The organism is Candidatus Benthicola sp., from assembly GCF_058719085.1.
In genome coordinates, this window is record NZ_JBZQEK010000006.1 from 35,039 (window position 1) to 57,762 (window position 22,724).

24 protein-coding genes are annotated in these 22,724 nt (G+C 67.8%); 22 read left to right on the forward strand and 2 right to left on the reverse strand.

The window, feature by feature from the left end; translation table 11 throughout:
• Positions 1 to 19: 19 nt before the first annotated feature.
• The 12 genes from AC36XV_RS00645 (at position 20) to AC36XV_RS00700 (ending at position 10,299) form a co-directional block, all read left to right on the forward strand.
• Positions 20 to 1,090 carry a zinc-binding metallopeptidase family protein gene (locus AC36XV_RS00645; protein WP_492201749.1) on the forward strand — a complete coding sequence of 357 codons (1,071 nt, stop codon included), beginning with the start codon at positions 20 to 22 and terminating at the stop codon, positions 1,088 to 1,090.
• Positions 1,091 to 1,121: 31 nt separating this feature from the next.
• Entirely contained in the window at positions 1,122 to 1,829 is a 708-nt protein-coding gene (locus tag AC36XV_RS00650) for a metal-dependent transcriptional regulator (RefSeq protein ID WP_492201750.1), read from the forward strand.
• 1 nt (position 1,830) lies between these two features.
• Positions 1,831 to 2,070, forward strand: a complete 240-nt coding sequence (locus tag AC36XV_RS00655; protein WP_492201751.1) for a hypothetical protein — start codon at positions 1,831 to 1,833, stop codon at positions 2,068 to 2,070.
• A gap of 8 nt (positions 2,071 to 2,078) precedes the next feature.
• Positions 2,079 to 2,900: a PHP domain-containing protein gene (locus AC36XV_RS00660; protein ID WP_492201752.1), complete on the forward strand. Its 822-nt coding sequence runs from the start codon at positions 2,079 to 2,081 to the stop codon at positions 2,898 to 2,900.
• A gap of 68 nt (positions 2,901 to 2,968) precedes the next feature.
• Entirely contained in the window at positions 2,969 to 3,940 is a 972-nt protein-coding gene (gene trxB / locus AC36XV_RS00665; RefSeq protein WP_492201753.1) for a thioredoxin-disulfide reductase, read from the forward strand.
• A gap of 136 nt (positions 3,941 to 4,076) precedes the next feature.
• Positions 4,077 to 4,439 (forward strand): HesB/IscA family protein, encoded by a 363-nt coding sequence (locus AC36XV_RS00670; protein WP_492201773.1) that lies wholly within the window; start codon positions 4,077 to 4,079, stop codon positions 4,437 to 4,439.
• 93 nt (positions 4,440 to 4,532) lie between these two features.
• Positions 4,533 to 5,189, forward strand: coding sequence for an MBL fold metallo-hydrolase (locus AC36XV_RS00675; RefSeq protein WP_492201754.1), 657 nt, complete (start codon positions 4,533 to 4,535; stop codon positions 5,187 to 5,189).
• Between the two features lie 178 nt (positions 5,190 to 5,367).
• Entirely contained in the window at positions 5,368 to 6,516 is a 1,149-nt protein-coding gene (locus AC36XV_RS00680) for a DHH family phosphoesterase (protein WP_492201755.1), read from the forward strand.
• On the forward strand, positions 6,513 to 7,799 hold the full coding sequence (gene coaE / locus AC36XV_RS00685; RefSeq protein WP_492201756.1) for a dephospho-CoA kinase: 1,287 nt from the start codon (positions 6,513 to 6,515) through the stop codon (positions 7,797 to 7,799). The genes AC36XV_RS00680 and coaE overlap by 4 nt, the downstream gene beginning before the upstream one ends.
• 11 nt (positions 7,800 to 7,810) lie before the next feature.
• Entirely contained in the window at positions 7,811 to 8,800 is a 990-nt protein-coding gene (locus AC36XV_RS00690; RefSeq protein ID WP_492201757.1) for a DHH family phosphoesterase, read from the forward strand.
• Positions 8,801 to 8,918: 118 nt separating this feature from the next.
• The gene (locus AC36XV_RS00695; protein ID WP_492201758.1) at positions 8,919 to 9,443 is read left to right on the forward strand and encodes a hypothetical protein; all 525 of its coding nucleotides are present in this window, start codon (positions 8,919 to 8,921) and stop codon (positions 9,441 to 9,443) included.
• A 118-nt stretch (positions 9,444 to 9,561) separates the two neighbouring features.
• Positions 9,562 to 10,299 (forward strand): cytochrome c biogenesis CcdA family protein, encoded by a 738-nt coding sequence (locus tag AC36XV_RS00700; RefSeq protein WP_492201759.1) that lies wholly within the window; start codon positions 9,562 to 9,564, stop codon positions 10,297 to 10,299.
• 27 nt (positions 10,300 to 10,326) lie between these two features.
• Here the strand turns inward: AC36XV_RS00700 and AC36XV_RS00705 are convergent, their stop codons facing one another.
• Positions 10,327 to 12,081 carry an ABC transporter ATP-binding protein gene (locus AC36XV_RS00705; protein WP_492201760.1) on the reverse strand — a complete coding sequence of 585 codons (1,755 nt, stop codon included), beginning with the start codon at positions 12,079 to 12,081 and terminating at the stop codon, positions 10,327 to 10,329.
• A gap of 212 nt (positions 12,082 to 12,293) precedes the next feature.
• Here AC36XV_RS00705 and AC36XV_RS00710 point away from each other — a divergent pair, with 212 nt between their 5' ends.
• Positions 12,294 to 13,109, forward strand: a complete 816-nt coding sequence (locus AC36XV_RS00710; RefSeq protein ID WP_492201761.1) for a hypothetical protein — start codon at positions 12,294 to 12,296, stop codon at positions 13,107 to 13,109.
• 34 nt (positions 13,110 to 13,143) lie between these two features.
• Here the strand turns inward: AC36XV_RS00710 and ggt are convergent, their stop codons facing one another.
• Positions 13,144 to 14,901 carry a gamma-glutamyltransferase gene (gene ggt / locus AC36XV_RS00715; RefSeq protein WP_492201762.1) on the reverse strand — a complete coding sequence of 586 codons (1,758 nt, stop codon included), beginning with the start codon at positions 14,899 to 14,901 and terminating at the stop codon, positions 13,144 to 13,146.
• A 137-nt stretch (positions 14,902 to 15,038) separates the two neighbouring features.
• Between ggt and AC36XV_RS00720 the strand changes: the two genes are divergently transcribed.
• The 9 genes from AC36XV_RS00720 to AC36XV_RS00760 form a co-directional block, all read left to right on the forward strand.
• Entirely contained in the window at positions 15,039 to 15,698 is a 660-nt protein-coding gene (locus AC36XV_RS00720) for a porin family protein (RefSeq protein WP_492201763.1), read from the forward strand.
• The gene (locus AC36XV_RS00725) at positions 15,695 to 16,654 is read left to right on the forward strand and encodes a hypothetical protein (RefSeq protein WP_492201764.1); all 960 of its coding nucleotides are present in this window, start codon (positions 15,695 to 15,697) and stop codon (positions 16,652 to 16,654) included. Before AC36XV_RS00720 ends, AC36XV_RS00725 begins: the two co-directional genes overlap by 4 nt.
• Positions 16,655 to 16,676: 22 nt before the next feature.
• Positions 16,677 to 17,447, forward strand: a complete 771-nt coding sequence (locus tag AC36XV_RS00730; protein ID WP_492201765.1) for a potassium channel family protein — start codon at positions 16,677 to 16,679, stop codon at positions 17,445 to 17,447.
• Between the two features lie 70 nt (positions 17,448 to 17,517).
• Positions 17,518 to 18,420: a cation diffusion facilitator family transporter gene (locus tag AC36XV_RS00735; RefSeq protein ID WP_492201766.1), complete on the forward strand. Its 903-nt coding sequence runs from the start codon at positions 17,518 to 17,520 to the stop codon at positions 18,418 to 18,420.
• Positions 18,408 to 20,543, forward strand: a complete 2,136-nt coding sequence (locus AC36XV_RS00740; protein WP_492201767.1) for a sigma-54 interaction domain-containing protein — start codon at positions 18,408 to 18,410, stop codon at positions 20,541 to 20,543. Before AC36XV_RS00735 ends, AC36XV_RS00740 begins: the two co-directional genes overlap by 13 nt.
• 256 nt (positions 20,544 to 20,799) lie before the next feature.
• Positions 20,800 to 21,108: a putative quinol monooxygenase gene (locus AC36XV_RS00745; protein WP_492201768.1), complete on the forward strand. Its 309-nt coding sequence runs from the start codon at positions 20,800 to 20,802 to the stop codon at positions 21,106 to 21,108.
• A gap of 51 nt (positions 21,109 to 21,159) precedes the next feature.
• Entirely contained in the window at positions 21,160 to 22,017 is an 858-nt protein-coding gene (locus AC36XV_RS00750; protein WP_492201769.1) for a hypothetical protein, read from the forward strand.
• Between the two features lie 9 nt (positions 22,018 to 22,026).
• Positions 22,027 to 22,224: a hypothetical protein gene (locus tag AC36XV_RS00755; protein WP_492201770.1), complete on the forward strand. Its 198-nt coding sequence runs from the start codon at positions 22,027 to 22,029 to the stop codon at positions 22,222 to 22,224.
• A partial coding sequence (locus tag AC36XV_RS00760) for an imidazolonepropionase-like domain-containing protein (protein WP_492201771.1) occupies positions 22,211 to 22,724 on the forward strand: 514 nt, incomplete at its 3' end. The genes AC36XV_RS00755 and AC36XV_RS00760, both read left to right, overlap by 14 nt.

Consider the following 22,724-nt stretch of genomic DNA (forward strand, 5'->3'; position numbering starts at 1 on the left):
TTACGATCACCGGATGACCATGAACGCCCAAATGCGAGACCTGATCAGCCGCCTTCTGGATGCCCGCGGGCCCTCCGGGTTCGAGACGCGCGCCGCCGCCGTCTGGCGGGAAGAGGCCCAATCCTTCGCGGATGACACCTGGACCGACGTCCACGGGAACAGCTTCGCGGCCATCAACGCCGGAGGAGGCCCCCGGGTCATGCTCGCCGGCCACGTCGACGAGATCGGACTGATGGTCCATCACATCGACGAGCAGGGATACCTCTGGGTGAAGAGCGTCGGTGGCTGGGACGCCCAGGTACTGGTCGGCCAGCGGGTCGAGATCCTCGCCGACTCCGGCCTCGTGTCCGGGGTCGTGGGGCGGCGCGCCATCCACCTGATCCGCGGAGACGACAGCGACAAGGCGGTCAAGCTCAAGGACCTGTGGGTCGACATCGGGGCGACGAGCGGCGATGAGGCGAAGGAGCGAGTGAGCATCGGCGACGTCGCCGTGATCCGGTCCGACACCCTCGACCTGAGCGATGATCTCGTGGCGGCTCGATCGATCGACGATCGGGTCGGGGCGGTGGTCGTGCTCGAGGCGCTGCGTCGGGCTCGGGAGAAGGGGTGCACGGCCCACGTGGTGGCGGTGGCCACCGTACAGGAAGAGATCGGGTACATGGCGGCGGGCGGCGCCCGCACGGGTTCCTTCGGGCTGGAGCCGGACGTCGGCGTCGTGGTCGATGTGACCCACGCCACGGACCATCCCAGCGTCGAAAAGAAGGAGCACGGAGACATCCGGCTCGGCGCGGGGCCGGTTCTCGCCCGGGGCGCCGCGATCAATCCCGTCGTGTACGGCCGGCTCCTCGATGCCGCCGGGAAGGCCGGCGTCGACGTGCAGATCCAGGCCATTCCGGCGATGACGGGCACCGATGCGGACGCCATACGGATGGCCCGGGCGGGGGTGGCGACCGGTCTCGTGTCCATCCCGAACCGGTATATGCACTCCCCCAATCAGCTCGTCAGCCGCCGGGACCTCGACCAGGCCGCCGAGATCATCGCGCTCTTCCTGATCGGACTGTCGGACGGAGACAGCTTCCTGCCGGGTTGACCGTGTCTTCCCGGGCAGGAGCCGAGGATCGATGAGGACGGGGCGCGTGGGATCCGGGCCGGCGCACAGCCGGGCGGTCGAGGACTACCTGAAGGCGATCTTCAAGCTGCAGCAGGCGGCGGGGTCGCCGGTGTCCACGACGGCGCTCGCGAGCGACCTGGGGCGTTCCGCCGCGTCCGTGACCAACATGGTCAAGGGGCTCGCGGAGCAGGGCCTCCTCGAGCACGAGCCGTACCGGGGCGTTCGTCTGACGCAACGGGGTGAGGCGACGGCCCTCGCCATCATCCGGCGTCACCGGGTGATCGAGACGTACCTGATCGAGCGGCTGGGATACACCTGGGACGGTGTTCACGCCGAGGCGGAGCGGCTCGAGCACGCGGCTTCCGACGATCTCGTGGAGCGCATGGCCCGGGCGCTGGGCGACCCGGTCGAAGACCCGCACGGGGCCCCGATCCCCACCCCGGACGGGGTGATGGAGAGACGCGACCTGGTCTCCCTCTCGGAGCTGGAGGTGGGCGCGAAGGGGGTGGTGCGCGAGGTTCCCGACGAAGACCCGGAACGCTTGCGTGAGCTGGCAGCGGCGGGTTTCTTGCTCGGCACGCGCCTAGTGGTACGGGAGCGATCCTCGACCACAGAGAGTGTGGTCGTGAGGGTCGGAGGCCTCGACCGCGAGCTGGACGAGGCGGCGGCGGAGCAGATCCTGCTGGAACGAATCGAAACGTCACCCGCGGATGACTGAGATGACATCGATCAAGGCGGACAACGACACGTGGCGCGCCGAGCTCGGCGGCTCGGAGCGCGAGGGATACAGGACCGTCGTCTTCTTCTGCGCCAGCAACGGGCAGAGACCGTACCGGGTCGCCGAGGTCCCGGCCGACCGTTTCGCATCTCAGGACGATCTCGACCGGTTGTCCGCCGATGAGCTGCGGGAGCTGTTCGGCAGGACGGTCTCGATGGGCGCCCCGCGCGGATACGACTGACCTTCCCGGTGGGCTACGTAGATCTCCATCTACATTCCACGGCATCGGACGGCGTCCTGTCGCCGACCGCCGTGGTTCGCGAGGTCGCCGCCCGCGGGCTGCGGGGATTCTCTCTCACCGATCACGACACGGTGGATGGCCTCGAAGAAGCGGCGGCGGAGGCCGAGCGCCTGGGGCTGGACTTCCTGATCGGTGCGGAGCTGTCGGCGAACGCGCCCGGCCGCTCGATTCACATCCTCGCGTACGGGTTCGATCCGACGGACCCGGGAATGCGGTCCTTCTTCCGGGACTTCAGGGCGGACCGCCTGCGGCGCACCGATGAGATCGTCCAGCGGCTGCGCGACCTCGATGTCGGCATCACGCTGGACGACGTGATGGCGGAGGCCGGCGAGGGCGTGCCTACCCGAGCCCACGTGGGACGCGCCCTGGTGGCCGGTGGATGGGTACGCGGCGAGGAAGAGGCGTTCCGCCGCTACATTGCCCGGGGCCGACCCGCGTTCGTCGAGAAGAGGCCCAGCCCTCCCGAAGAGGTTTGCCGGTACGTCCGCCGGGCAGGGGGCGTGACGATTCTCGCGCACCCGGGCCGTGACTTCTCGCAGGCGGAGCTGTCGCGGTGGATGGGGGAGGGGTTCGACGGGGTCGAGATTCTCCACCCGCGGAACGATCCGGGGGTGCGGCGCGTTCTGGAGAAGCTCGCCGAAGAGAAAGGGCTCCTGCGGGGTGGTGGGTCGGATTGGCACGGGACAGATTTCGGGGCTCCGCCGGGTTCCCAGCGGGTCCCGGCCGAGTGGATGCAGGCCATCAGGGATCGTTGCGGAGCGGCCCCCTGAGCCGGGAACCTGCAGGTGTTTCTCTCTTCGGGAGTAGCGGACCGCCGTCGAGCATGGAGTGGTGAGGCATGTCAGAGATACGTCGAGAGACGCTGGTGATCGTGGGGTCGGGACCTGCGGCCTGGACGGCGGCCATCTACGCCGCGCGGGCCGATCTCGACCCGATCGTCTACGAAGGGTCCTTCAGCCGCACGATGATCCCGGGCGGACAGCTGATGTTCACCACGGAGGTGGAGAACTATCCGGGCTTCCCCGAGGGCGTCACCGGCCAGAAGATGATGATGGACTTCAAGGCGCAGGCCGAGCGGTTCGAGACGCGGGTGGTGACGGAGGACATCGTGCGGGTGGACTTCTCCGGTCGACCGTTTCGTCTCTGGTCGGGAGCCGGCGAGGAGATCGAAGCGAAGAGCGTGATCCTGGCGACCGGGGCCAACGCCCGCTGGATCGGCCTGCCGAACGAAGAGCGGCTGGCCCAGACGGGCGGCGGCGTCTCCGCCTGCGCGGTGTGCGACGGCGCGCTCCCGTTCTTTCGTGACCGGGTGATCGCGGTCGTCGGCGGTGGGGACAGCGCGATGGAGGATGCGCTGTACATGACGAAGTTCGCGTCCGAGGTCGTGGTGATTCACCGCCGGGACGAGTTGCGCGCCTCGCAGATCATGCAGCAGCGGGCGCTCGAGAACGATCGGATCCGGTTCGAGTGGAACACGGTCGTGACGGAGGTCCTCGGCGACGAGGAGATCACCGGCCTCCGCCTCCGCGACACGATCACCGGGGAGGAGCGCGAGCTGGAGGTCGGGGGCCTGTTCGTGGCCATCGGCCACACTCCGAATACCGGGTTCCTCGGCGACCAGGTCGAGCTCAAGGACAACGGATACGTCTCCACACCCGTTCCGTGGCGAACGGTGACCTCGGTGCCCGGCGTGTTCGCGGCGGGCGACGTGATGGATGACTACTACCGGCAGGCGGTGACGGCGGCCGGCACGGGGTGCATGGCGGCCCTCGAGGCCGAGAGGTGGCTGGCGCACGGCGCGGAGGGCTGACCGGGGAACCGGGCGCCGCCGGCCCGGTATACGTCGCGTTCGGGTCGTTGACGGAATCGACGGCCGGTGACTACAGTGATGAAGGCCGTGGCCCCGATCGAGCGGGGGCGGTCCGACGCCAAGGGAGCAGCGAGTGATGAAAGAGACCATGGCCGCGGAGGATGTGACGATCACCCTCACGGAGGAGGCCGCCGAGCAGGTGCGGCACTTCTTCGCGGCCGAGAATCTGGACGAGAACACGGCCGCCCTTCGGGTCAGCGTGATGCCGGGGGGCTGTTCGGGCTTCGAGTACGCCCTCGAGGTGGACGAGGAGGACCCGGCGGACGACGACTACGTGATCGAATCGCAGGGCATCCGTCTCTTCATGGATCCGTTCAGCGGACAGTACCTCTCCGGCGTCAGGATCGGCTACCACAGCAGCTTTCAGGGGCAGGGGTTCACCTTCGAGAATCCCAATGCGACGGGATCCTGCGGCTGCGGAACGTCGTTTTCGGTCTGACCCCGCGATGACGCTTCCAGGGCGTGACTCATGGCCCGGCCCGGTTCGATCGCCGGGGCCGGGCTTCTCCGATTTCACCGGCGAGCACCGGGGATGAACTCCCAGGGGCTGGAGGTCCGGTGCGTGCCCGTGGGTCCCTTCCAGGCCAACTGCTTCCTGGTCCGCTCGGGCCCGGACAGCGTGGTGGTCGATCCCGGCGCGGAGCCGGAGCGCATCGCCGCCCTTCTCGACGTCTGGGGTGCGACGCCGCACGCGATCCTCCTGACGCACGCGCACGTCGACCACGTGGGCGGGGTGGCCGGCCTGGTGCGACGCTACGGAGCGCCCGTCTACCTGCACGCGGCCGACCTGCCGCTGTACGAACGCGCCGCGGAGCACGGGGCGATGTTCGGTGTGAACGTGGAGGCGCCGCCTCCTCCGGATGCGCGTCTCGAGCACGGGCAGACGCTGGCGTTCGGGACGATCGCGTTCGAGGTGCGTCACGCCCCGGGACACTCGCCGGGCGGCGTGGTCCTCGTGGGGGGCGATGAGGCGTTCGTCGGCGATTGCATCTTCGCGGGCTCGATCGGCCGCACGGATCTGCCGGGAGGCGACACGGAGACCCTCCTCGGCTCGATCCGCGAACAGATCCTCACGCTCCCGGCCGGGACCACCCTGTACAGCGGGCACGGCCCGGCGACCACGGTCGCCGTGGAAGCGGAGTCCAACCCCTTCGTGGGGCGGGCGGCCCGCCCGGACGGATGGCGATGACCGCCCCCCGCGTCCGGCGCCCGGAGGATCCGGTCCGGCCGGGCGAACGCATGACCGGGCGGCCCGATGCTTCCTGTCTGCGCTGCAACGTCGAGCTGCCGCTCCGCAACATGGGGTGTCGCGCCGGCCACTGCCCGAACTGCAGACACCCGTACCCTCATGGAGACTGCTCCGACTGATGCTCTCTCCGGACGAGTCGCGGCCGGCTTCGGACGGCGAAGACGGCGCCGAGATCGAGGCGGGACCCAAGAACCCGCCCCGCCCGAAGGCCGAGGTGACGGAGAGGCTCTCCGAGATGCGGTGGGTTCTCGGGGCGGCGGAGCGGGCCCTCGTGCTCACGCACGACAACCCGGACCCCGACGCGATCGCGTCCGCGGCCGGGCTCGGCTTCCTGATCGAGCGCCTGTCCGGGATTCCCGTCACGGTCGCCTTCGGCGGGATCATCGGGAGAGCCGAGAACCGTTCGCTCATGGAGGAGCTGGGCGTGCCGTTCGAGAGGATCGAGACGGTTCAGGTGGCCCCGGGCACCGCATGGGCCCTGGTCGACACCCAGCCGGGAACGGGGAACAACTCCCTTCCGCCGGGTGAGAAGGCGACCGTGGTCCTCGACCACCACCCGCCGAGGGAGACCAGCGAGTCGGCGGACTTCGTCGACATCCGACCCGACTACGGAGCGTCGGCGACGATGATCGTCGAATACCTCCGCGCGGCCAGGCTGGAGCCGGATCGGAAGCTGGCCACGGCGCTCTTCTACGGCATCCAGTCGGAGACCATGGACCTCGGGCGCGAGGCGTCGGAGGCCGACGTGGCGGCGAGCATTTTCCTGTACCCGAGAACCGACCCGGCCTCGATTTCGAAGATCCGCCACGCCCGGGTGCCGCGCGGTGTGTACCGTGCGGTTCACGAGGGGCTGGAGCGTGCGTGGAGCCGCGGTGGCGCGGTCTTCGTCCCTCTGGGAAGCCTGGAATACCCGGACCTGATCGCGGAGCTGGCGGACTTCTTTCTCAAGGTCCATGGCGTAGACTGGGTCATCGCCGCCGGTCCGTACCAGGACCGGGTCCTGATTTCCGTGCGGGCCCACGGCGACAACCCGTATGCGGGAGATCTCGTCCAGCGCGTGGTGGGCGATCGCGGGTCCGCCGGGGGCCATGGGGAGATGGCGGGAGGTCGGATCCGGCTTCCGGGAGCGGAAGGCGGAGCTTCGGCCGCGCAGGTGGACGAGGCGATCGAGACGCTGCTCGACGAGTTCGCCACGGCCCTCGGCGTGGATGGAGAGCCCCGGGAGTCGTTGATCCAGGCCTCACCCGGGTCCGGGGACGAGGCGTGATCCGCATCGGACTCACCGGCACCATGGGCGCCGGCAAGAGCACGGTCGGTGATCTGTTCGAATCGTGGGGAGCGTTCAGGATCGACGCCGACGGTCTCGCCCGGGAGGCGGTCGAGCCGGGCCAGCCGGCGCTCGGGAGAATCCGGGAGGCGTTCGGGGCGGGGATGCTGCGCGAGGACGGTACCCTGGATCGTGCGGCGCTCCGATCGGTGGTGTTCGCGGACGCCGACGCCCTGAGGCGACTCGAGGCCATCATCCACCCCGAGGTGGATCGCCTCAGGGAGGATCTGCTCGACCGTGCGGAGCGGGAGGGAGCCGCGGTGGCGGTGCTCGAGATCCCGCTCCTGTTCGAAAAGGACCTGCGGGCGGAGTTCGACGCCGTGGTGGTGGTGGATGCGCCGACGGAAACGCGTCGACGGCGTGTGGAAGCGTCCCGGGGGCTGACGGGAGAGGAATTCGCCGCCATGGATGCGGCGCAGTGGTCGGGGCAGCGCAAGCGCGAGGCGGCGGATTACGTGATATGGAACGATGGTGAGCGCGCGGAGCTGGACGAGCAGGCGCGAGAGGTGTGGGATGCGGTCACCGGGGCCAGCGCCGCCTACGAAGGGCGGGCGGAGGGCATCCCGGTCGAGTGGAGCCTCGATCTGCACATGCACACCCGCGCCTCCGCGGACTGTCGGAGCGACCCGGCGGACGTGGTTCGCCGGGCCCGGGAGGCGGGGTTGCACCGGATCGCGATCACCGACCACAACGAGATCGCCGGTGCGTTCGAGGCGCGGGACGTCGACCCCGAGCTGGTGATCGTGGGCGAGGAGGTGAGGACCGCCGAGGGTCTGGACCTCATCGGCCTCTTTCTCACCGACCACATTCCGCGCGGAGGCACGTTCCGGGAGGTGGCGGACGAGATCCGGCGCCAGGGAGGGGTCGTGTACCTCCCGCACCCCTTCGATTCACACCGGGGGACCAACGAGCGTTTCCTCGAGGGCGTCCGCGACTGCGTGGATGTCGTCGAGGGCTTCAACGCGCGGATCCACGATCCGAGGCGAAACCGCAGGGCCGAGAGCTGGGCCGCAGCCAACGGACTGCCCGTCGGAGCGGGAAGCGACGCGCATACGCTGGGGGAAATCGGCCGCGCGCGCGCCGTCACGCGACCGTTCACGGATGCAGCCGATTTCGTGGCCGCCCTGTCGTCCGGACGCATCGAGGGCAGGTCGTCGAGTCGGCTCGTGCACCTCGCGTCCACCTGGGCGAAGATCGCGAAGAAGTTCGGGGGCAGACCGTGACCGGATCTCGAATGGCCACGCAGGCCGGGCTGAGCCGGATTCTGGAGGAGCTCGAGCCCGGGCGCCGGGTCGTCCTCTCCACCCACCTGAACGCCGACGGCGATGGAGCCGGCAGCGAGTCCGCGATCGCGCACTGGCTGCTGCGCAGGGGGCTGGAACCGTCGATCGTCAATCCGACTCCGTTCCCGGAGCTGTTCCGGTTCCTGCTTCCGGCAGGCCTGGTGCCGCACACTCCGGCGGACGAAGAGGGTCGGACGGCGATGCGCGACGCGAACCTGTTCCTGGTTCTCGACACGGCAGAGCCCTCGCGGCTCGGTGCCGTGCTCCCGGGGGCGGAGGGACGCCGGGTCCTGGTGATCGACCACCACCCCGCCACGTCCTCCTCCATCGGGGACATCGTCGTGTGCGATCCTTCTGCCTGCGCCACCGGGGAACTGGTCTTCGAGCTGATCCGGCTGGCGGGGGACGAGGTCGAGACCGGTGAGGCCGAGGGCCTGTACGTGGCGATGGCGACGGACACGGGCTCGTTCCGCTTCGCCAACACCACGGCCCGCACCCACGAGATCGCGGCCGAGCTGCTGCGGGCGGGTGTCGATCCGGAGGCCATGTACGAGCGCATCTATGCGCAGTACACGCCGGCGCGCCTCGAGCTGCTGCGTCGGGCGCTCGGGAAGCTTCGGGTGGCCGACGACGTGCCGGTCGCCTGGATCTCGCTCGGGCATGCCGACGTGGCCCGGACGGGCGCGGTGAAGGAGGACCTGGAGGGGATCGTCGAGTACGCCCGCCGGATCCGCGGCGTACAGGTGGCGCTGCTGCTTCGCGAGCTGCACGACGGAAGCACCAAGGTGTCCCTGCGCTCCACGGGAGACGCGGACGTCGCCGCGGTGGCCCGGCGCCTCGGGGGTGGGGGACACACGAAGGCGTCCGGCGCCGTCGTGCCCGAGGGACTCGAGGCGGCCGAAGCCCGGGTGCTCGAAGAGGTCCGGAAGGAGCTCCGCTGATTCCGCCTGGCGTCGACCCCTGTACCGTCGGGCTCGGGATGCTTACATTTCTGTCGTCCTGCCCGTCCACCGCCGGCTACGGCGGCTCGGATACGTTTCTCCTCTCGGCGAGGGAGTGATGGAACCGGACAGGACAGAGGCCCACGAAGACACCCACCTGGAGGTCGCCACGCGCCTCCGCGATCTCGGCCAGCGCATCGCGCCCGCGGAGATCAGCGACGTGTGGGTGTTCCCCCCGTTGTCGCACCTCGAAGGCTCGGCCGAATTCCTCCTCTTCACCCGGATCCTGCCGGACGAGATGCGCCGGGTGTGCGGAGCGGAGTTCGGCGAGGCCGGGAGCGACGGGCCCGCGAGGGCCAATGGCGGTTCCGTCGGCCGCGCCAACGGGAACGGCATCGGAAATGGCAACGGGAACGGCCACCGTAATGGCAATGGAAACGGGGGCGACCCGGCGGCGCGGGCGAACGGCGCCTGCCGGCGAATCACGGAGTACGGGGCCGTCCCGACGCACCGCGTGCCCCGGGTCATCGCCGGCTTCCGAGAACGTCTGGGAGATCACCGCGAACCTCTCCACCTGGAGATCGGCGGCAGTGCCGAAAGCTGGCACCGACTCACCGAGCCGGAGGAGCCGGTTCCCGATTGATCGAGGGGTTCCACGGGGTTAGCTTCGGCCCGCGGTCGAAGGTCGGCGCTCGTCGCGGCACCGCGACGGGCGCCTTTGCTTGCGGAATACGGGTGTCCGGGCCGGACGGGGAGCTGGGATGAACGAACTGGAGATCGGGGTCGCGGTCGCCTTCACGGCGGGCGTTCTATCCTTTCTCTCGCCTTGCGTGCTCCCGCTCGTGCCCTCCTACCTGTCGTTCGTCAGCGGGGTGGGGATCGAGGAGCTGGAGGATGGCGGAGGCGACGTCAAGCGCACCGCGTTCATCCACTCGCTGTTCTTCGTGCTCGGGTTCAGCCTGATCTTCCTCGCGCTCGGCGCGTCGGCCACCTTCGTGGGCCGGCTGCTGCGAGAGTACCAGATCTGGATCGCCCGCATCGGAGGCCTCCTGATCATCTTCTTCGGGCTGTACCTCGTCGGCGTGAGACCGTTCAAGGGGATGGCCCGGGAGCGCCGCATTCACCTGCGCGACAAGCCGCTCGGCTACCTCGGGTCGACACTGGTGGGGATCACCTTCGGCGCCGGCTGGACGCCGTGCATCGGGCCGATTCTGGGCGGAATTCTGACCTTCGCGGCGACCCGGCACACGCTGACGGACGGCCTGGTCCTGCTCGGCTTCTACTCGCTGGGGCTCGCGGTGCCGTTCCTTCTCAGCGCGCTGGCTCTCTCGTGGTTCCTGTCCACCTTCGACCGCTTCAAGCGGTGGATCCCGTGGGTGGAGCGGATCAGCGGAGTGCTGCTCATCGCGGTGGGGGTGCTGCTGGCGAGCGGCCGGTTCACGGCGCTCGCGGGCTGGGCCACGCAGTTCACGCCGTCGTTCATTCTGGAGCGCATCTGATCGGAGGCCGGTATCGCCGGCCGAGGCTCAGACGGCCTCCTCCCTCTCGATCTCCTCTTCCAACAGCTGGCGCTCGAGCAGCCGTGCGTACACGCCCGCCCGGGCGATGAGTTCGGCGTGGGTGCCGGTCTCGGCCAGCCGACCTTCCTCCAGCACTAGGATCAGGTCCGCCCCTGCGACCGCCGTGACGCGGTGCGACACGACGATCGAGGTGCGATCCGCCATGTAGTCCTTGAGGCCGTTCAGGATCGCCTCTTCGGTCACCGTGTCGACGGCCGACAGGGCGTCGTCGAGGATGAGGATCGGGGTTTCCCGGTACAGGGCCCGGGCGATGGTGGCTCGCTGCTTCTGTCCGCCCGACAGGTTGATCCCGCGCTCTCCCAGTCTCGTGTCGATCCCCTCCGGCAGCACGTCGAGGGTGGCGCGCAGCTGGGCGATGTCGATCGCGCGCTCGAGACGCTCGGGCACCGCCGCCTCCGGGTCGCCCATGGTGAGGTTCCGGCGGAGACGCATGCTGAACAGGAAGGGCTCCTGCGGCACCATGCCAACGGCGTTCCGGAGATCCTCCAGCCGCAGGCGCCGCACGTCGATCCCATCCACACGGACCGTACCGGCGACCACGTCGTACAGGCGCGGGATGAGCCGCACCAGGGTCGTCTTGCCGCTCGCCGTGCCGCCCACGACCGCCACGGTCTGGCCCGGCTCGATTCGGAACGAGACGTTCCTCAGCACCCAGCGATCGGTCCCCGGGTAGCGGAACGACACGTCGTCGAACTCGATCGCCCCATGGAGCTGTCCAGCCTCCGCCGGTTCGTCCGGATCGTCGATCGAGGCCGTCTCCGCGAGCAGCGAGTTGATCCGCCCCATGGACGCGGCGCCGCGCTGGATCTGGTTCGTGACCCACCCCACCGCGATCATCGGCCACATGAGGAGCACGAGGTAGAAGCCGAACGCGACGAAGTCGCCGACCGTAATGGCGCCTTCGATCACCTCTCGTCCTCCGATCCACAGGACGAGCACCGAGCCGAGCCCGCCCATGAAGGTGAGAACGGGGAAGAAGGCGCCCCAGATCCGGGCCAGGTCCATGTTTCTGCGCCGGTACTCCGCGTTCAGATCCGCGAACGCCTCCGATCGATCGGCTTCCCGACCGTACGCCTTCACGATCCGGATCCCCGCCAGGTTCTCCTGCGCGAAGTTCGAGATCTCGGAGAACTGTTCCTGAATGCGCTCGAACCGGACGTTGATCCTCCGTCCGATCCAGATCACCAGCGGAGGCATGAGGACCATGGGGATCATGGCGATGAGCGTGAGCCGCGGGCTGATCCAGATCATCAGCCCGAGGGCGAGGGTCCCGATGGTGAGCGTGTTGACCAGGTACATGATCGACGGCCCCGCCACCTGCCGTACCGCCTGCACGTCGTTGGTGGCCCGGCTCATCAGGTCTCCGGTGCGCCACCGGTCGTAGAACTGGGGCGGCAGGCGCAGGAAGTGCGAGAACAGATCGTTCCGGAGGTCGGTCTCGATTCGGCGGCTGATTCCGTTCAGGAGCTCACGCATTCCATAGCGGGCGGCGCCCGCCACCAGCGCGGCCCCGACCAGGAAGAGCGCGTACCGGATGATCCGTTCCCGCGTCACCTCCTCGGTCAGTCCGTCGATCGCCAGCTTGAGGATGAACGGGCCGAGGATCGTGAACACGTTCGAGATCACCACCAGCCCCATCCCGGCGAGGACCCCCCGAAGATACGGACGGTAATACGGCAGCAGGGTGCGGAGATGTCTCATGCGCGCCCCGCAGGCGTCGGGCCGGAGGTATCGTTACGAGCAGTCATGGAACACCAGAGTACGCAGACGTGCAGGGCGAGGTCCACCGCGGCCCCGAGGGAGTCGGCTTCGATGCGGCCCGGAATGTGCGCCTGCAGCGGTGCAGGCGACCGCCGCGTGAAGGCGGACATACCGATACAGGCGAAACACGTACGGATGGAACGGAGGGGGACATGCGCAAGAAGTTCAGGTTGATGTCACGGCTTTTCGTGATGGGAGCGGCTCTGTGGGTCGCCGGCTGCGGACCTTCCGACGACGAGCCGGACCCGCTGGACCGGGAACTCGACCTGGCCATGTCGCAGGACTCGGCCGCCCTGCCGGGCGACACCGCGCTCGGGGCCGAGGCGGAGAAGGTTCCGGAGAAGGCCCCTGAGACGGCGCCGGCCCGGACTCCAGAGACGCGTCCGGCGACGAGCACCTCCGCGCGGCGTGATCCGGCCGCGGCGCCCACCTTCCACGAGGGAACGGTGGCCTCGGGCACGCTCCTCGAGGTGTCGCTGGACGAGGAGCTCAGCACGGAGACGAGCAACGTCGGCGATGTGTTCACGGTGACGCTGCTCTCGCCCGTGACGGATGACACGCACGTGCTGATTCCCGCGGGCACCCGGATCCAGGGCAAGGTGACGGCGCTCGAGGTGTCCGGCGGGGCCGGCCAGCAGGCGGTGATCCGGGTCGACTTCGGCCAGCTTCTCCTCGACGGCGAAGCGCGCCCCGTGATGATGACGGTCGCGGAGGCGAACCCGACCACGCGCGGCCGAAAGAGCACCGAGGAGAAGGCGGTCACCATCGGGGCCGGGGCGGTGGTCGGAGGGATCCTCGGCCGCGTGATCGGGGGGAACGCCACCGGGACGATCATCGGCGGTGCGGCCGGAGCGGCCGCCGGGACGGCGATCGCGCTCGGCACGGGAGACGTGGACGCGGTCCTGGAGGAGGGCTCCGCCATGAAGCTGCGGGTGGAGCAGCCGATCTCGGTGCGGCGACCTCTCTGACCGGACCGCGGCCGGCAGGGGCGGGTCACCGGAGTCAGAATCCGAGCGCCTGCCCTCCCCGCCGGTGATCCGACGCGCCGAGCCGGGCGCCGTCGTTCAGCTGGATCGACTGCACGTCGCCGCTGTACTCGGTCCGTTCTTCCAGCAGATGCCCGCGCCGCTCGAGCTCGGAGACCACGGCCTCGGGCAGACCGGACGGCTCGTAGAACACGACGTCCGGCAGGTGCTGGTGGTGGAACCGGGGTGCGTTCACCGAGGCCCGAACCGGCAGTCCGAAGTCGACGAAGTTCGTCACCGCCTCGAACATCGTCGTGATGATCGTCGGTCCGCCCGGCGTTCCCGTCACCAGCCGCGTCGCGCCGAGTGAATCGACGACGATCGTGGGGGTCATGGCTGACAGCATGCGCTTTCCGGGCTCGATCGCGTTCGCTTCCCCCTGGACGAGACCGAACTGGTTCGGCACGCCGGGCTTCGAGGTGAAGTCATCCATCTCGTTGTTGAGGAGGTAGCCGGCCCCGCGCACCACGACCTTCGACCCGAACCAGCTGTTGATCGTGGTGGTCACGGCGACCGCGTTACCCTCCGGGTCCACGATCGAGTAGTGCGTGGTCTGCGTGGATTCCTCGGGCACCCGGTTGAACGCGCGGGAGTCCGAGGCGAGTCGCGGGTCGATCGTGCCGGCCAGCGAATCGGCGTATGCCTGGGACAACAGCCTCTCCACGGGGATGTCCACGAAGTCGGGATCGCCGAGGTAGTAGTTCCGGTCGGCGAACGCCCGACGCATCGCCTCCACGGCCACGTGCACGTGGTCCGCCGACAGCCAGCCCATGTCCGCGAGGTCGAAGCCCTCGACGATGTTGAGCATCTCGCCCAGAGTGATGCCGCCCGAGGAGGGGGGAGGCATGGTGATGATCTCGTATCCGCGATAGTCGAGCGTCACCGGGTCCCGCCACACCGCTTCGTACGCCGCCAGGTCCTCATGCGTGATGATCCCGCCGCCCCGTTCCATCTGGGCCACGGTCGAGTCGGCGATCCACCCCTGGTAGAAGGCGGCCGCGCCCTCGGCCGCGATCGATTCGAGCGCCCGCGCGAGATCGGGTTGCCGGAACACGGAACCGCTCGGAGGCGGCTCACCCCCCGGCAGGAACACGGCAGCCGTGGACGGAAACCGTCGAAGATCCTCCGCCCGCGAGGGGACGCCCGAGAGTCGCGGTCCCCGGATGACGAATCCGTCGCGTGCCAGGCGGATGGCCGGCTGCAGGAGGTCCGACCAGGGAAGGGTGCCGAATCGCCTCCAGGCCGCCTCCATCCCGGCCACGGATCCCGGCACGCCGGAGGCCAGGTGCCCGATCACGCCCCGGTCGGTGACCCGACCGTCCGCGTCCAGGTACATGTCCGGGGTGGCGGCCAGGGGCGCCTTCTCCCGGAAGTCGAGCGCGACGCGCGCATCATCCGCACCCGCCATGCGCGCGACGAGGAAGCCTCCGCCCCCGATGTTCCCGGCTTCGGGGTTGACCACGGCGAGAGCGAAATGCGTGGCCACCGCGGCGTCCACGGCGTTTCCCCCCGCCCGGAGCACGCTCAGGCCCGCGGCGCTGGCCAGCGAGTCGGTGGAGACCACCATGCCCTGAGCGGCGCGCACCGGGGCCTCCGTCGAGGAGTAGCGCCAGCCGGGCGGGAAGTCGGGGTTGAGGGGGCGCTCGGAGTTCGCGTCGGGGGCCGCGCAGGCGGCCCCGAGAATCGCGACGGCCACGATCGACAGGCTCGGAGTGCGGCAGGATCGAATCATCATGACGCCCAATGTACAGTGGGGCCCGCTGCCGGGCATTCGCGCGGGGTGCGCCGGTTGCCTGCATCGCTGCCCGCCAGCACATTCTCATTCCTCGGGACCCGGTGTTCGCGACGAACGGCCCCTCCCTGGAGAGCCACATGAAGATCCTCCGTTCGCTGCCGCCCCTCCTTCTCTTCACCCTCGCCGCAGCCGCGACGGCCCCTGCGCAGGTGAAGATCGGTGCGTTCGGCGACCTCAACCGCTCGAGCCTGAGCGGGGACGCTCCGCAGGACTTCTCGTATTCCGTCCGGACGGCGATCGGTGTCGGGCTCGTCGGCGAGTTCCACCTCGCGAACGACGTGTGGCTGAGCGTACAGCCCACGATCCTGCCAAGAGGGACCGGGCTCGAGTACGAGTTCGAAGACGAAGAAGACCCGGTGAAGATCGGCACGCTCGAGCTCAGCTACTTCGCGGTCCCGGTGCTGGCCAAGTTCGTCACCGCGGGGGGAAAGGTCTACGTGACGACCGGGATCGACGTCTCCTTCCTCACGGGGGCGGAGATCGTTCCCGAAGACGGGGAGGGCGACCCGATCGACGTGAAGAGCGACTTCGACGATGTCGATCTCGCCGTGGACTTCGGGGTCGGCGGCCAGCTTCCCGTGGGTCCGGTGGAGATCATGCTCGAGGCGCGGTACGAACAGGGGATCTTCAATACGCTTGGGGATGGCGTGTCGGAGGAATCGCTCAACGCCCGTCTGCGCTCCAGCGGCCTCCAGCTGCTGGCAGGGGTGCTGCTGACGCTGGGAGGTGATCGATGAGCGTCCCGAACCGGTTGCCCGGCCGGGCGGCTCTCGCCGCCCTCGCGATCGTCGCGCTCACGGCGCCACTTGCGGCGCAGGAGACCGGTGGCGAATGGAAGGTGCCCCACCTCAAGGGCCACACGTTCAGTTCCATCCCCGGCATTCCCGACGCCTTCGTGCGTTCCTACGTGCGCACGAACCTGGGCGTATCGAAGACGGCGAGCGTCGACTTTCCGCTGGGCATCATCAACGGCGACACCCTGGTCGCCTCGGCCGGGAACCTGGTCTTCGCGGACCTGGGCCTCGAGTACCAGCAGACGATCCGGGACTGGATCGCGTTCCGGGTCAAAGGTAAGGTCCTCGGCCGGCTCGGTACGGGCACGACCGCCCTGCTCTCGAGCGGAGTCTCGGCGACCACGGGCTTCGAGATCGGCTGGCTGATCCGCCTTCTCGAGACGGAGAGCAGCTACCTGTCACTCAACGCCGATGTGAAGAACAACAGCTTCACCACCATCAACATCGCAGACTTCGTGAACGACTGGCTCGAAGGCGAGGAAGCGGAACTCGTCCAGACGACGCCGTCCATGCGCGCTGGCGTCGGAGCGCGTTATACCTATGCCATCAGTTCCCTCGTGGGTCTGGTGACGTTCGCCGAAACCGGGTTCGGCGAGCCGGTGGACGAGAGCGAGAGCGATGAGTGGTTCCTGCGCTTCGGCGGCTCGTTCGACTTCGACCTCGCGGCCGCGGGATGGCTGCCGATCGGGCTGGCAATAGGCTATACGCAGGACTCCTTCCCGGAAGGGGGAACGGACATCACGAGCGTCGTGAGGTCCTTCCTTTTCCGCGTCGGTTACACGGGACGCCGGGATCTGACACTCGGGCTCAACCTGGGCTACGCGGTGTTTCCGACCGAGGCGCTGAGCGAAGACCTCAAGTCGTTCGGAGGCACGTTCGAAATGCGCTATTACTTCTAGCCGCGGATCCGGGCGCAGGAGGTTGATCGTCAACGGTTCGGGTCGGGTCGGTATCTTCCGAGTGCTCACTTCGGGGCGCTTCGGGGTCCTGTTCTGGTTCCTCGTGGTGGCGCTGGCCGCGCCTCTCGTGGTTCCGGAAGGCCCGATCCTCCGCCGGATCATCGCGGGGCTGATGTTCGTGGTCCTGCTGTCAGGCCTGAACGCCGTCTCGGATCAACGGGGCGGGTTCCTGTTCGGCCTGTGTCTCGCTCTCCCGGCGGTGGCGCTGAACTGGGCGGGCGCGGCTCTCGACCGGATCCTGCTTCACTCGATCAGCCAGGTACTCTACCTCCTCTTCTTCGCCTACGTGGCGCTGGTGACGCTCCGCTGGACGCTGAAGCGGCAAGAGGTAGACGTGGAGACGATCTACGGGGCGGTCAGCGTCTACCTGCTCATGGCCCTGATCTGGGCGCTCGCGTTCTACACGCTCGCCCTGGTGGACCCCGGTGCGCTGCAGTATCCGGAGGACGACCCATTCGGAGAAGTCCAGCGATCGCGCCAGGCGGGCCAGGGGGTCTCCGTCGACTGGCGGGACCTCTCCGTCAGGGCACAGGGATCGATGGTCTACTTCAGCTTCGTCACCCTTACCACGCTGGGGTACGGCGACATTCACCCGAAGAGCGAGGCCGCGCGGATCCTCGCCATGCTCGAGGCGGTACTCGGTCAGCTCTACCTGGTGATCCTGGTGGCGCGAATGGTGGGGCTGTACACGTCGCAGGAGACCGAGAGGCGGAGAAGCGAGAGCCCGCCGTAGCCGCCGCTGTCAGCGCCGCACCGCCGCCCGATCGCACAATATCAGCACGAACGAGACGCCGGAGACCGCCATGCCAGACGAGACCAGGGCCCTGCGGCTCTCCGTTGCCATGAATCTCGTCATGGCCGCGCTCGGGCTCGGCTTCGGGTGGCTCTCCGGCTCTCAGGCCGTCCTGCTCGACGGGTTCTTTTCCCTGGTCGGCTTCGCGATGGCTGTCGTCACCATCCGCGTGGCCCGGCTGGTGCATCAGCCGCCCGACGAGCACTTCCATTTCGGGTACGCCCAATTCGAGCCTTTCCTGAACACCATCAAGGGTCTTCTGATGCTGGGGGTGGCCGGTTTCGCCCTGGCCGGGAGCATCGGTGCGATCCTGAGCGGTGGCCGGGAGGTCCGGCCCGGGCTCGGAATCGTGTATGCTGTGATCGCCCTGGTCGGCTGCCTTCTGGTGGGCGCGGCTCAGCGCCGGGCCGCCCGGCGGCTCGTCTCGCCCCTTCTCGAGGTGGACTCGAGGAACTGGCTCATCGACGGGCTGCTCAGCGGCGTGGTCGCCGCCGTGTTCGTTCTCGCCCTGGTCATGGGGCGTACGAGGTTCGCTTACCTGGTGCCCTACGTGGATCCGACGCTGGTCGTGGTCCTCGTTCTAGCGATTCTCGCGGTACCGATCCGTACGGTTCGCGAGGGCGTTCGCGAGATACTGGCCTTCGCTCCGGATCCAGCGATTCAGGAGGAAGTGCGGCGGAGGGTGGGCGGCGCCATCGAAGACGTGCCGCTCCAGGTCTCGCACGTGCGTATGATGAAGGTGGGGCGGTTCCTGTACGTGCTGAACCAGCTTGTAGTGAGTTCCGAGTTCAGGCCGGACCGCGTGGCGGAGCTCGACGCCGTGCGCGAACGGATCGCGAAGGCCCTTCGGGACGTTGAGCCGACGCCCGTTGTGGACACCGTGTTCACCGAGGATGAGCGGTGGACCAAGTAAGCCCCCTGATCGTCGCGCTGTATATGGCGTCGGCTGCCAGCCTCACCGTTGGCTTGCTGTCGGGGGCCGTCTGGATGATCCGCCGGAGTCACGCGTACTACGGGTGGTTCGGACTGGCAGCCATCGCCTCGGGAGTTGCGAGTCTGGCGGAAGCGCGTCTCTACGTGGCTGGTGGCATCGACACCTATGTCTCGGCCCTCCGATGGCAGGTCGCGTTCCTGGCCGTATTCCTGGCCGGCTTCGCCTGGTTCATCAAGGAGTACGGGCGGGTGGAACGCAATCGGCTCGCGTTCACGGTTCTGGTCCTCGTGACGGCGCTGCTGATCGTCAACTTCCTGTCTCCGTTCACGCTCCTGTACGATGAGGTCACGGGACTGCGCGCGATCGAGTTGCCCTGGGGCGAGGTGATCGCGTTCGCCGAAGGCCGTCCACAGGCGATCTGGCCCCTGGCGACCCTGCCTGGTGCGCTGATCGTGATCCTCTTCGTGATCGGAGCCCGGAAACTGTGGCACGCGGGTGAGCGACGGCGAGCATCCGTACTCAGCGCCGCCTTCGCTCCGTTCGCCGTTGCCTTCTGGGTCATAGGACCGCTGTCCGAGTTCGGTGTGGTCGACGCACCGTACCTGTTCTCCTTCGCCTACCTGGTCCTCGTGTTGTTCGTTGGATCCGAGCTGGCGCTGGACGTGGCGCGAGCGGCCGATCTGTCGGAAGAGATGAGGGAAAGCCAGCGTCGCTGGCGGGCGCTCCTCGATCACGTGGACCTGTTCGTGACCGAGGTCGATAACGCGGGGCGTATCGCCTACGTGAACCCCTACTTTTCGCGCGTGACGGGCTGGTCCGAAAGGGACGTGGTCGGACGCCACATCGCCGACCTCGTCTCCGACGAAGATCGTACGCAGTTGGAAGAACTGTACTCGGCTCCCGAACGGGCGGATGCTCCGCTCGAGGTAGCGTTTCGCTCCCGGGACGGACGCAGGCGTGCCGCCATGTGGGTGAAGATTCCCCTGCTCGACCCGGCGGGCGACATGACGGGGCTCGTGAGTCTCGGTGTGGACGTTACGGACCAGCGAGAAGCAGAAGTCGCTCGGGATGAAGCGATTCGGGAGCTGGAAGAACTCCGTCGGCAGCTCGAGGAGGAGAACCTGTTTCTTCGCCAGGAGCTCGAATCGAGCCACGGATTCGAAGAGATCGTCGGGGACAGCGATGCCCTCCGGTACGTGCTGTTCCGCGTGGAACAGGTCGCGGGAACGGACGCCACCGTCCTGATCGAGGGCGAGACGGGGGTCGGAAAGGGGCTCATCGCGCGGGCCATTCACCGGCGAAGCGCGAGGTCAGAGGGACCGTTCATCACGGTGGACTGTGGCACTCTTCCGCCGAATCTCGTCGAGACGGAGCTCTTCGGCCACGAGCGCGGGGCTTTCACCGGGGCCACCAGGGCCCGGAAGGGGCGGTTCGAGCTGGCCGATGGGGGGACCCTTTTCCTGGACGAGATCGGCGAGCTTTCCCCGGACCTCCAGATCAAGCTCCTGCGGGTGCTCGATACCTCGGAGTTCACTCCGGTCGGCGCCTCGCGGCCGAGACGCGTCGATGTACGGATCGTCGCGGCGACGAACCGTCATCTGGAGACCGAGGTGGAATCGGGACGGCTGCGAGAAGACCTGTTCTACCGCATCCACGTGTATCCGATCACCGTCCCTCCGCTGCGGGAGCGCCGGGAAGACATTCCGGCACTAGTGCATCACTTTATCCGGCGCCTCAACCTGCAACTGGGCAAGAGTATCGATTCGGTGCCCGGTCCGATGCTGCGACGGCTCGTCGAATACTCGTGGCCCGGGAACATTCGGGAGCTCGAGAACGTGTTGGAGCGCTCCGTGATTCTCTCGGACGGATCGGTTCTGAGCCTTCCGCCCGGGTTCGACGCGAACCACCGGAATCACGTGTCCGGTCTTCCGGCCTCCTCATACCGTCCTCTGGCGGCCGTGGAGCGCGAGCACATCGAAAGTGTGCTCGAAGCAACGGAGTGGAAGATCGAGGGCGAAGACGGTGCGGCGGCCCGCCTGGGTCTCAAGCCGAGCACACTTCGGTCGCGGCTGAAGAAGCACGGCATCCATCGAAACTCCTGATTCAGGACCCCTCCCTGGCATGGCCATGGTCCATTCGGAGGCGATGGGTCACGATATTTCGTGGATCTGCGACATGTCGTGGTCCCTCCCTTCACCCCTGACGTTCGGAGCACGGGCCGGCTGCTTTCGTCAAGGCTATTTCACACATATAGTTACGGCTCCTCCCATCGTTCATGAGATCCGTCCATTGGATGGGCACGATGTGTGCACCCCTTTCGGCCGCCGGCCCAGATCTGCTCTTCGAAACGGGTGCAAGGTGATCGAGCTGGAGATCCTCATCGAGATCGCGCCGGGCAAGCGGCAGGAGTTCATTCAGGCGGCAGAGAGTCTGCTTGAAGAGCGGCTCACCGCGGATTCGACTTGCGTCGAGCGCAGGGTCTTCGCCCGGGAAGGGACACCGGACCGCTTCCTGTGGGAGGAAAGATGGAGCGATCGAGCCGGGTTGGAGGCATACCTCGCCTCCGGAGAATTCCACACGCTGCTGGGCGCCCTGCGGGTGCTCGGTCAGACCCATGACCTGCGGATCGTGAGCACGGGGGAGGTCGAGGGCAACGACGGCATATAGGACGCGAGAAGCGGCCGAAAGACGCCAGTACGTAGCGACCAAGGAGGCGCGATGAAAGCGAGTTGGGTTCCACTGCTGATCGGCATATCCGTCGGCCTGGGCACGGTCGGCCAGGCCGTCGCGCAGGAGCAGAAGCAATCCGAAAGTGATCTGGCCCAGCAAGCCCGAAACCCAACGGCCGCCCTGACCATGATGCAGGTGGTGGTGAGCCACACCCCGAGCTTTCACAACCTTTCGGGAGCCGATCAGACGAACCTGGTTGTGATGCCGATCATACCGTTCAAGACCGGGAAGCTGCAGCACATCGCGCGGATCACGCTTCCGTTCGTGCTCGCCGGTCCGGACTGGGCGACCCTGGCTGACGATGACCAGGGGAACACGCTCCCGCCGGGCTACGTGCCGACGGCGGACAAGACCGGAATCGCGGACATGGCCCTGTTCGACCTCCTGATCTTTCCGGCGCCGTGGAAGGGCGGGCAGATCGCCGCTGGCCTGTCGGCGATCGTGCCCACGGCCTCGGATCCGGCACTCGGCAGCGAGAAGTGGTCGCTGGGCCCTGCGTTCGGGGCCCTTCACAAGGCGGGTAAGCTCCTCGTAGGCGGGATCTTTCTGACCAACTTCAGCGTGGCGGGGGCCAGTGACCGGGACGACGTCAGCATCATGACGGGGCAACCCTTCGGCAGCTACGGATTGGGCAAGAACTGGTCGGTGGAACTGTCCGAGATGATGTTCAACTACGATTTCAATTCCGGCGCGTGGACGTCGCTGCCACTGGGAGGCCGGCTCGGGAAGCTCGTAAGCATCGGCAAGCTGCCGGTGCGATTCTACGCCGACGCGGAATACAACTTCGCGGACACCGGCGTATCGGCCGAATGGACTTTCCGCTTCGCCATCGTGCCACTGCTCTAGGAGAGAACCATGCAGTGGGATCGACGGACCTTCGTCAAAACCAGTTCCGGAGCTCTGGCGGGACTGACACTTGCGGGCTGCCGCGGCGACTCCGGCGGAGCAGGGGCCGAGGAGATTGTCGTGTTCCGCAACGGCATCGTCCTGCCAGTGGATGCCGGGTTTTCCGAGCTCAATCTGATGAGGAGAAAGCATCATGAAAGGCAGTAGCACACGTTCCTTAGTGGGTGTGCTAACGATCCTTCTGTTCTGCGGCCTGGGGTCAATCGGCTGCGCCCAAGGGGAAGGCGAACGGGCCGCTGAGGGAGGCGAACTGGCCGTCGTCTATACGGCGAAGAAGATCATCACGATGGATGAGTCCACACCGGAAGCGACGGCGGTCGCGGTCGCCGATGACAGGATCGTTGCGGTGGGAAGCCTCGAGGAGGTGCGGCAGCAGCTCGACGGCCAGCGGTACGACGTGGTCGACACGTTCGAGGACAAGGTGCTGGTACCGGGGTTCATCGACAACCACCTGCATCCGCTGCTCGTCGGCGGCTTCGTGCTGCAGATGCACATGATCACTCCGTTCGACTGGAATCTCCCGAGTGGGCGGGTCGAGGCTGTCCGCGGCAAAGAGGCCTATCTCGCCCGATTGAGAGAGATCGAGGCCGGGATGGAGGATCCGGATGAGATCCTGTGGACGTGGGGCCACCACCCCCTGTTCCACG

Bases quoted from the DNA above. Each gene is read 5' to 3' on its own strand.
- AC36XV_RS00645 (WP_492201749.1), top strand. From the start codon at position 20: ATGAACGCCCAAATGCGAGACCTGATCAGCCGCCTTCTGGATGCCCGC.
- AC36XV_RS00650 (WP_492201750.1), top strand. From the start codon at position 1,122: ATGAGGACGGGGCGCGTGGGATCCGGGCCGGCGCACAGCCGGGCGGTC.
- AC36XV_RS00655 (WP_492201751.1), top strand. From the start codon at position 1,831: ATGACATCGATCAAGGCGGACAACGACACGTGGCGCGCCGAGCTCGGC.
- trxB (WP_492201753.1), top strand. From the start codon at position 2,969: ATGTCAGAGATACGTCGAGAGACGCTGGTGATCGTGGGGTCGGGACCT.
- AC36XV_RS00670 (WP_492201773.1), top strand. From the start codon at position 4,077: ATGAAAGAGACCATGGCCGCGGAGGATGTGACGATCACCCTCACGGAG.
- AC36XV_RS00675 (WP_492201754.1), top strand. From the start codon at position 4,533: ATGAACTCCCAGGGGCTGGAGGTCCGGTGCGTGCCCGTGGGTCCCTTC.
- AC36XV_RS00680 (WP_492201755.1), top strand. From the start codon at position 5,368: ATGCTCTCTCCGGACGAGTCGCGGCCGGCTTCGGACGGCGAAGACGGC.
- AC36XV_RS00690 (WP_492201757.1), top strand. From the start codon at position 7,811: ATGGCCACGCAGGCCGGGCTGAGCCGGATTCTGGAGGAGCTCGAGCCC.
- AC36XV_RS00695 (WP_492201758.1), top strand. From the start codon at position 8,919: ATGGAACCGGACAGGACAGAGGCCCACGAAGACACCCACCTGGAGGTC.
- AC36XV_RS00700 (WP_492201759.1), top strand. From the start codon at position 9,562: ATGAACGAACTGGAGATCGGGGTCGCGGTCGCCTTCACGGCGGGCGTT.
- AC36XV_RS00705 (WP_492201760.1), bottom strand. From the start codon at position 12,081: ATGAGACATCTCCGCACCCTGCTGCCGTATTACCGTCCGTATCTTCGG.
- AC36XV_RS00710 (WP_492201761.1), top strand. From the start codon at position 12,294: ATGCGCAAGAAGTTCAGGTTGATGTCACGGCTTTTCGTGATGGGAGCG.
- ggt (WP_492201762.1), bottom strand. From the start codon at position 14,901: ATGATGATTCGATCCTGCCGCACTCCGAGCCTGTCGATCGTGGCCGTC.
- AC36XV_RS00720 (WP_492201763.1), top strand. From the start codon at position 15,039: ATGAAGATCCTCCGTTCGCTGCCGCCCCTCCTTCTCTTCACCCTCGCC.
- AC36XV_RS00725 (WP_492201764.1), top strand. From the start codon at position 15,695: ATGAGCGTCCCGAACCGGTTGCCCGGCCGGGCGGCTCTCGCCGCCCTC.
- AC36XV_RS00735 (WP_492201766.1), top strand. From the start codon at position 17,518: ATGCCAGACGAGACCAGGGCCCTGCGGCTCTCCGTTGCCATGAATCTC.
- AC36XV_RS00750 (WP_492201769.1), top strand. From the start codon at position 21,160: ATGAAAGCGAGTTGGGTTCCACTGCTGATCGGCATATCCGTCGGCCTG.
- AC36XV_RS00755 (WP_492201770.1), top strand. From the start codon at position 22,027: ATGCAGTGGGATCGACGGACCTTCGTCAAAACCAGTTCCGGAGCTCTG.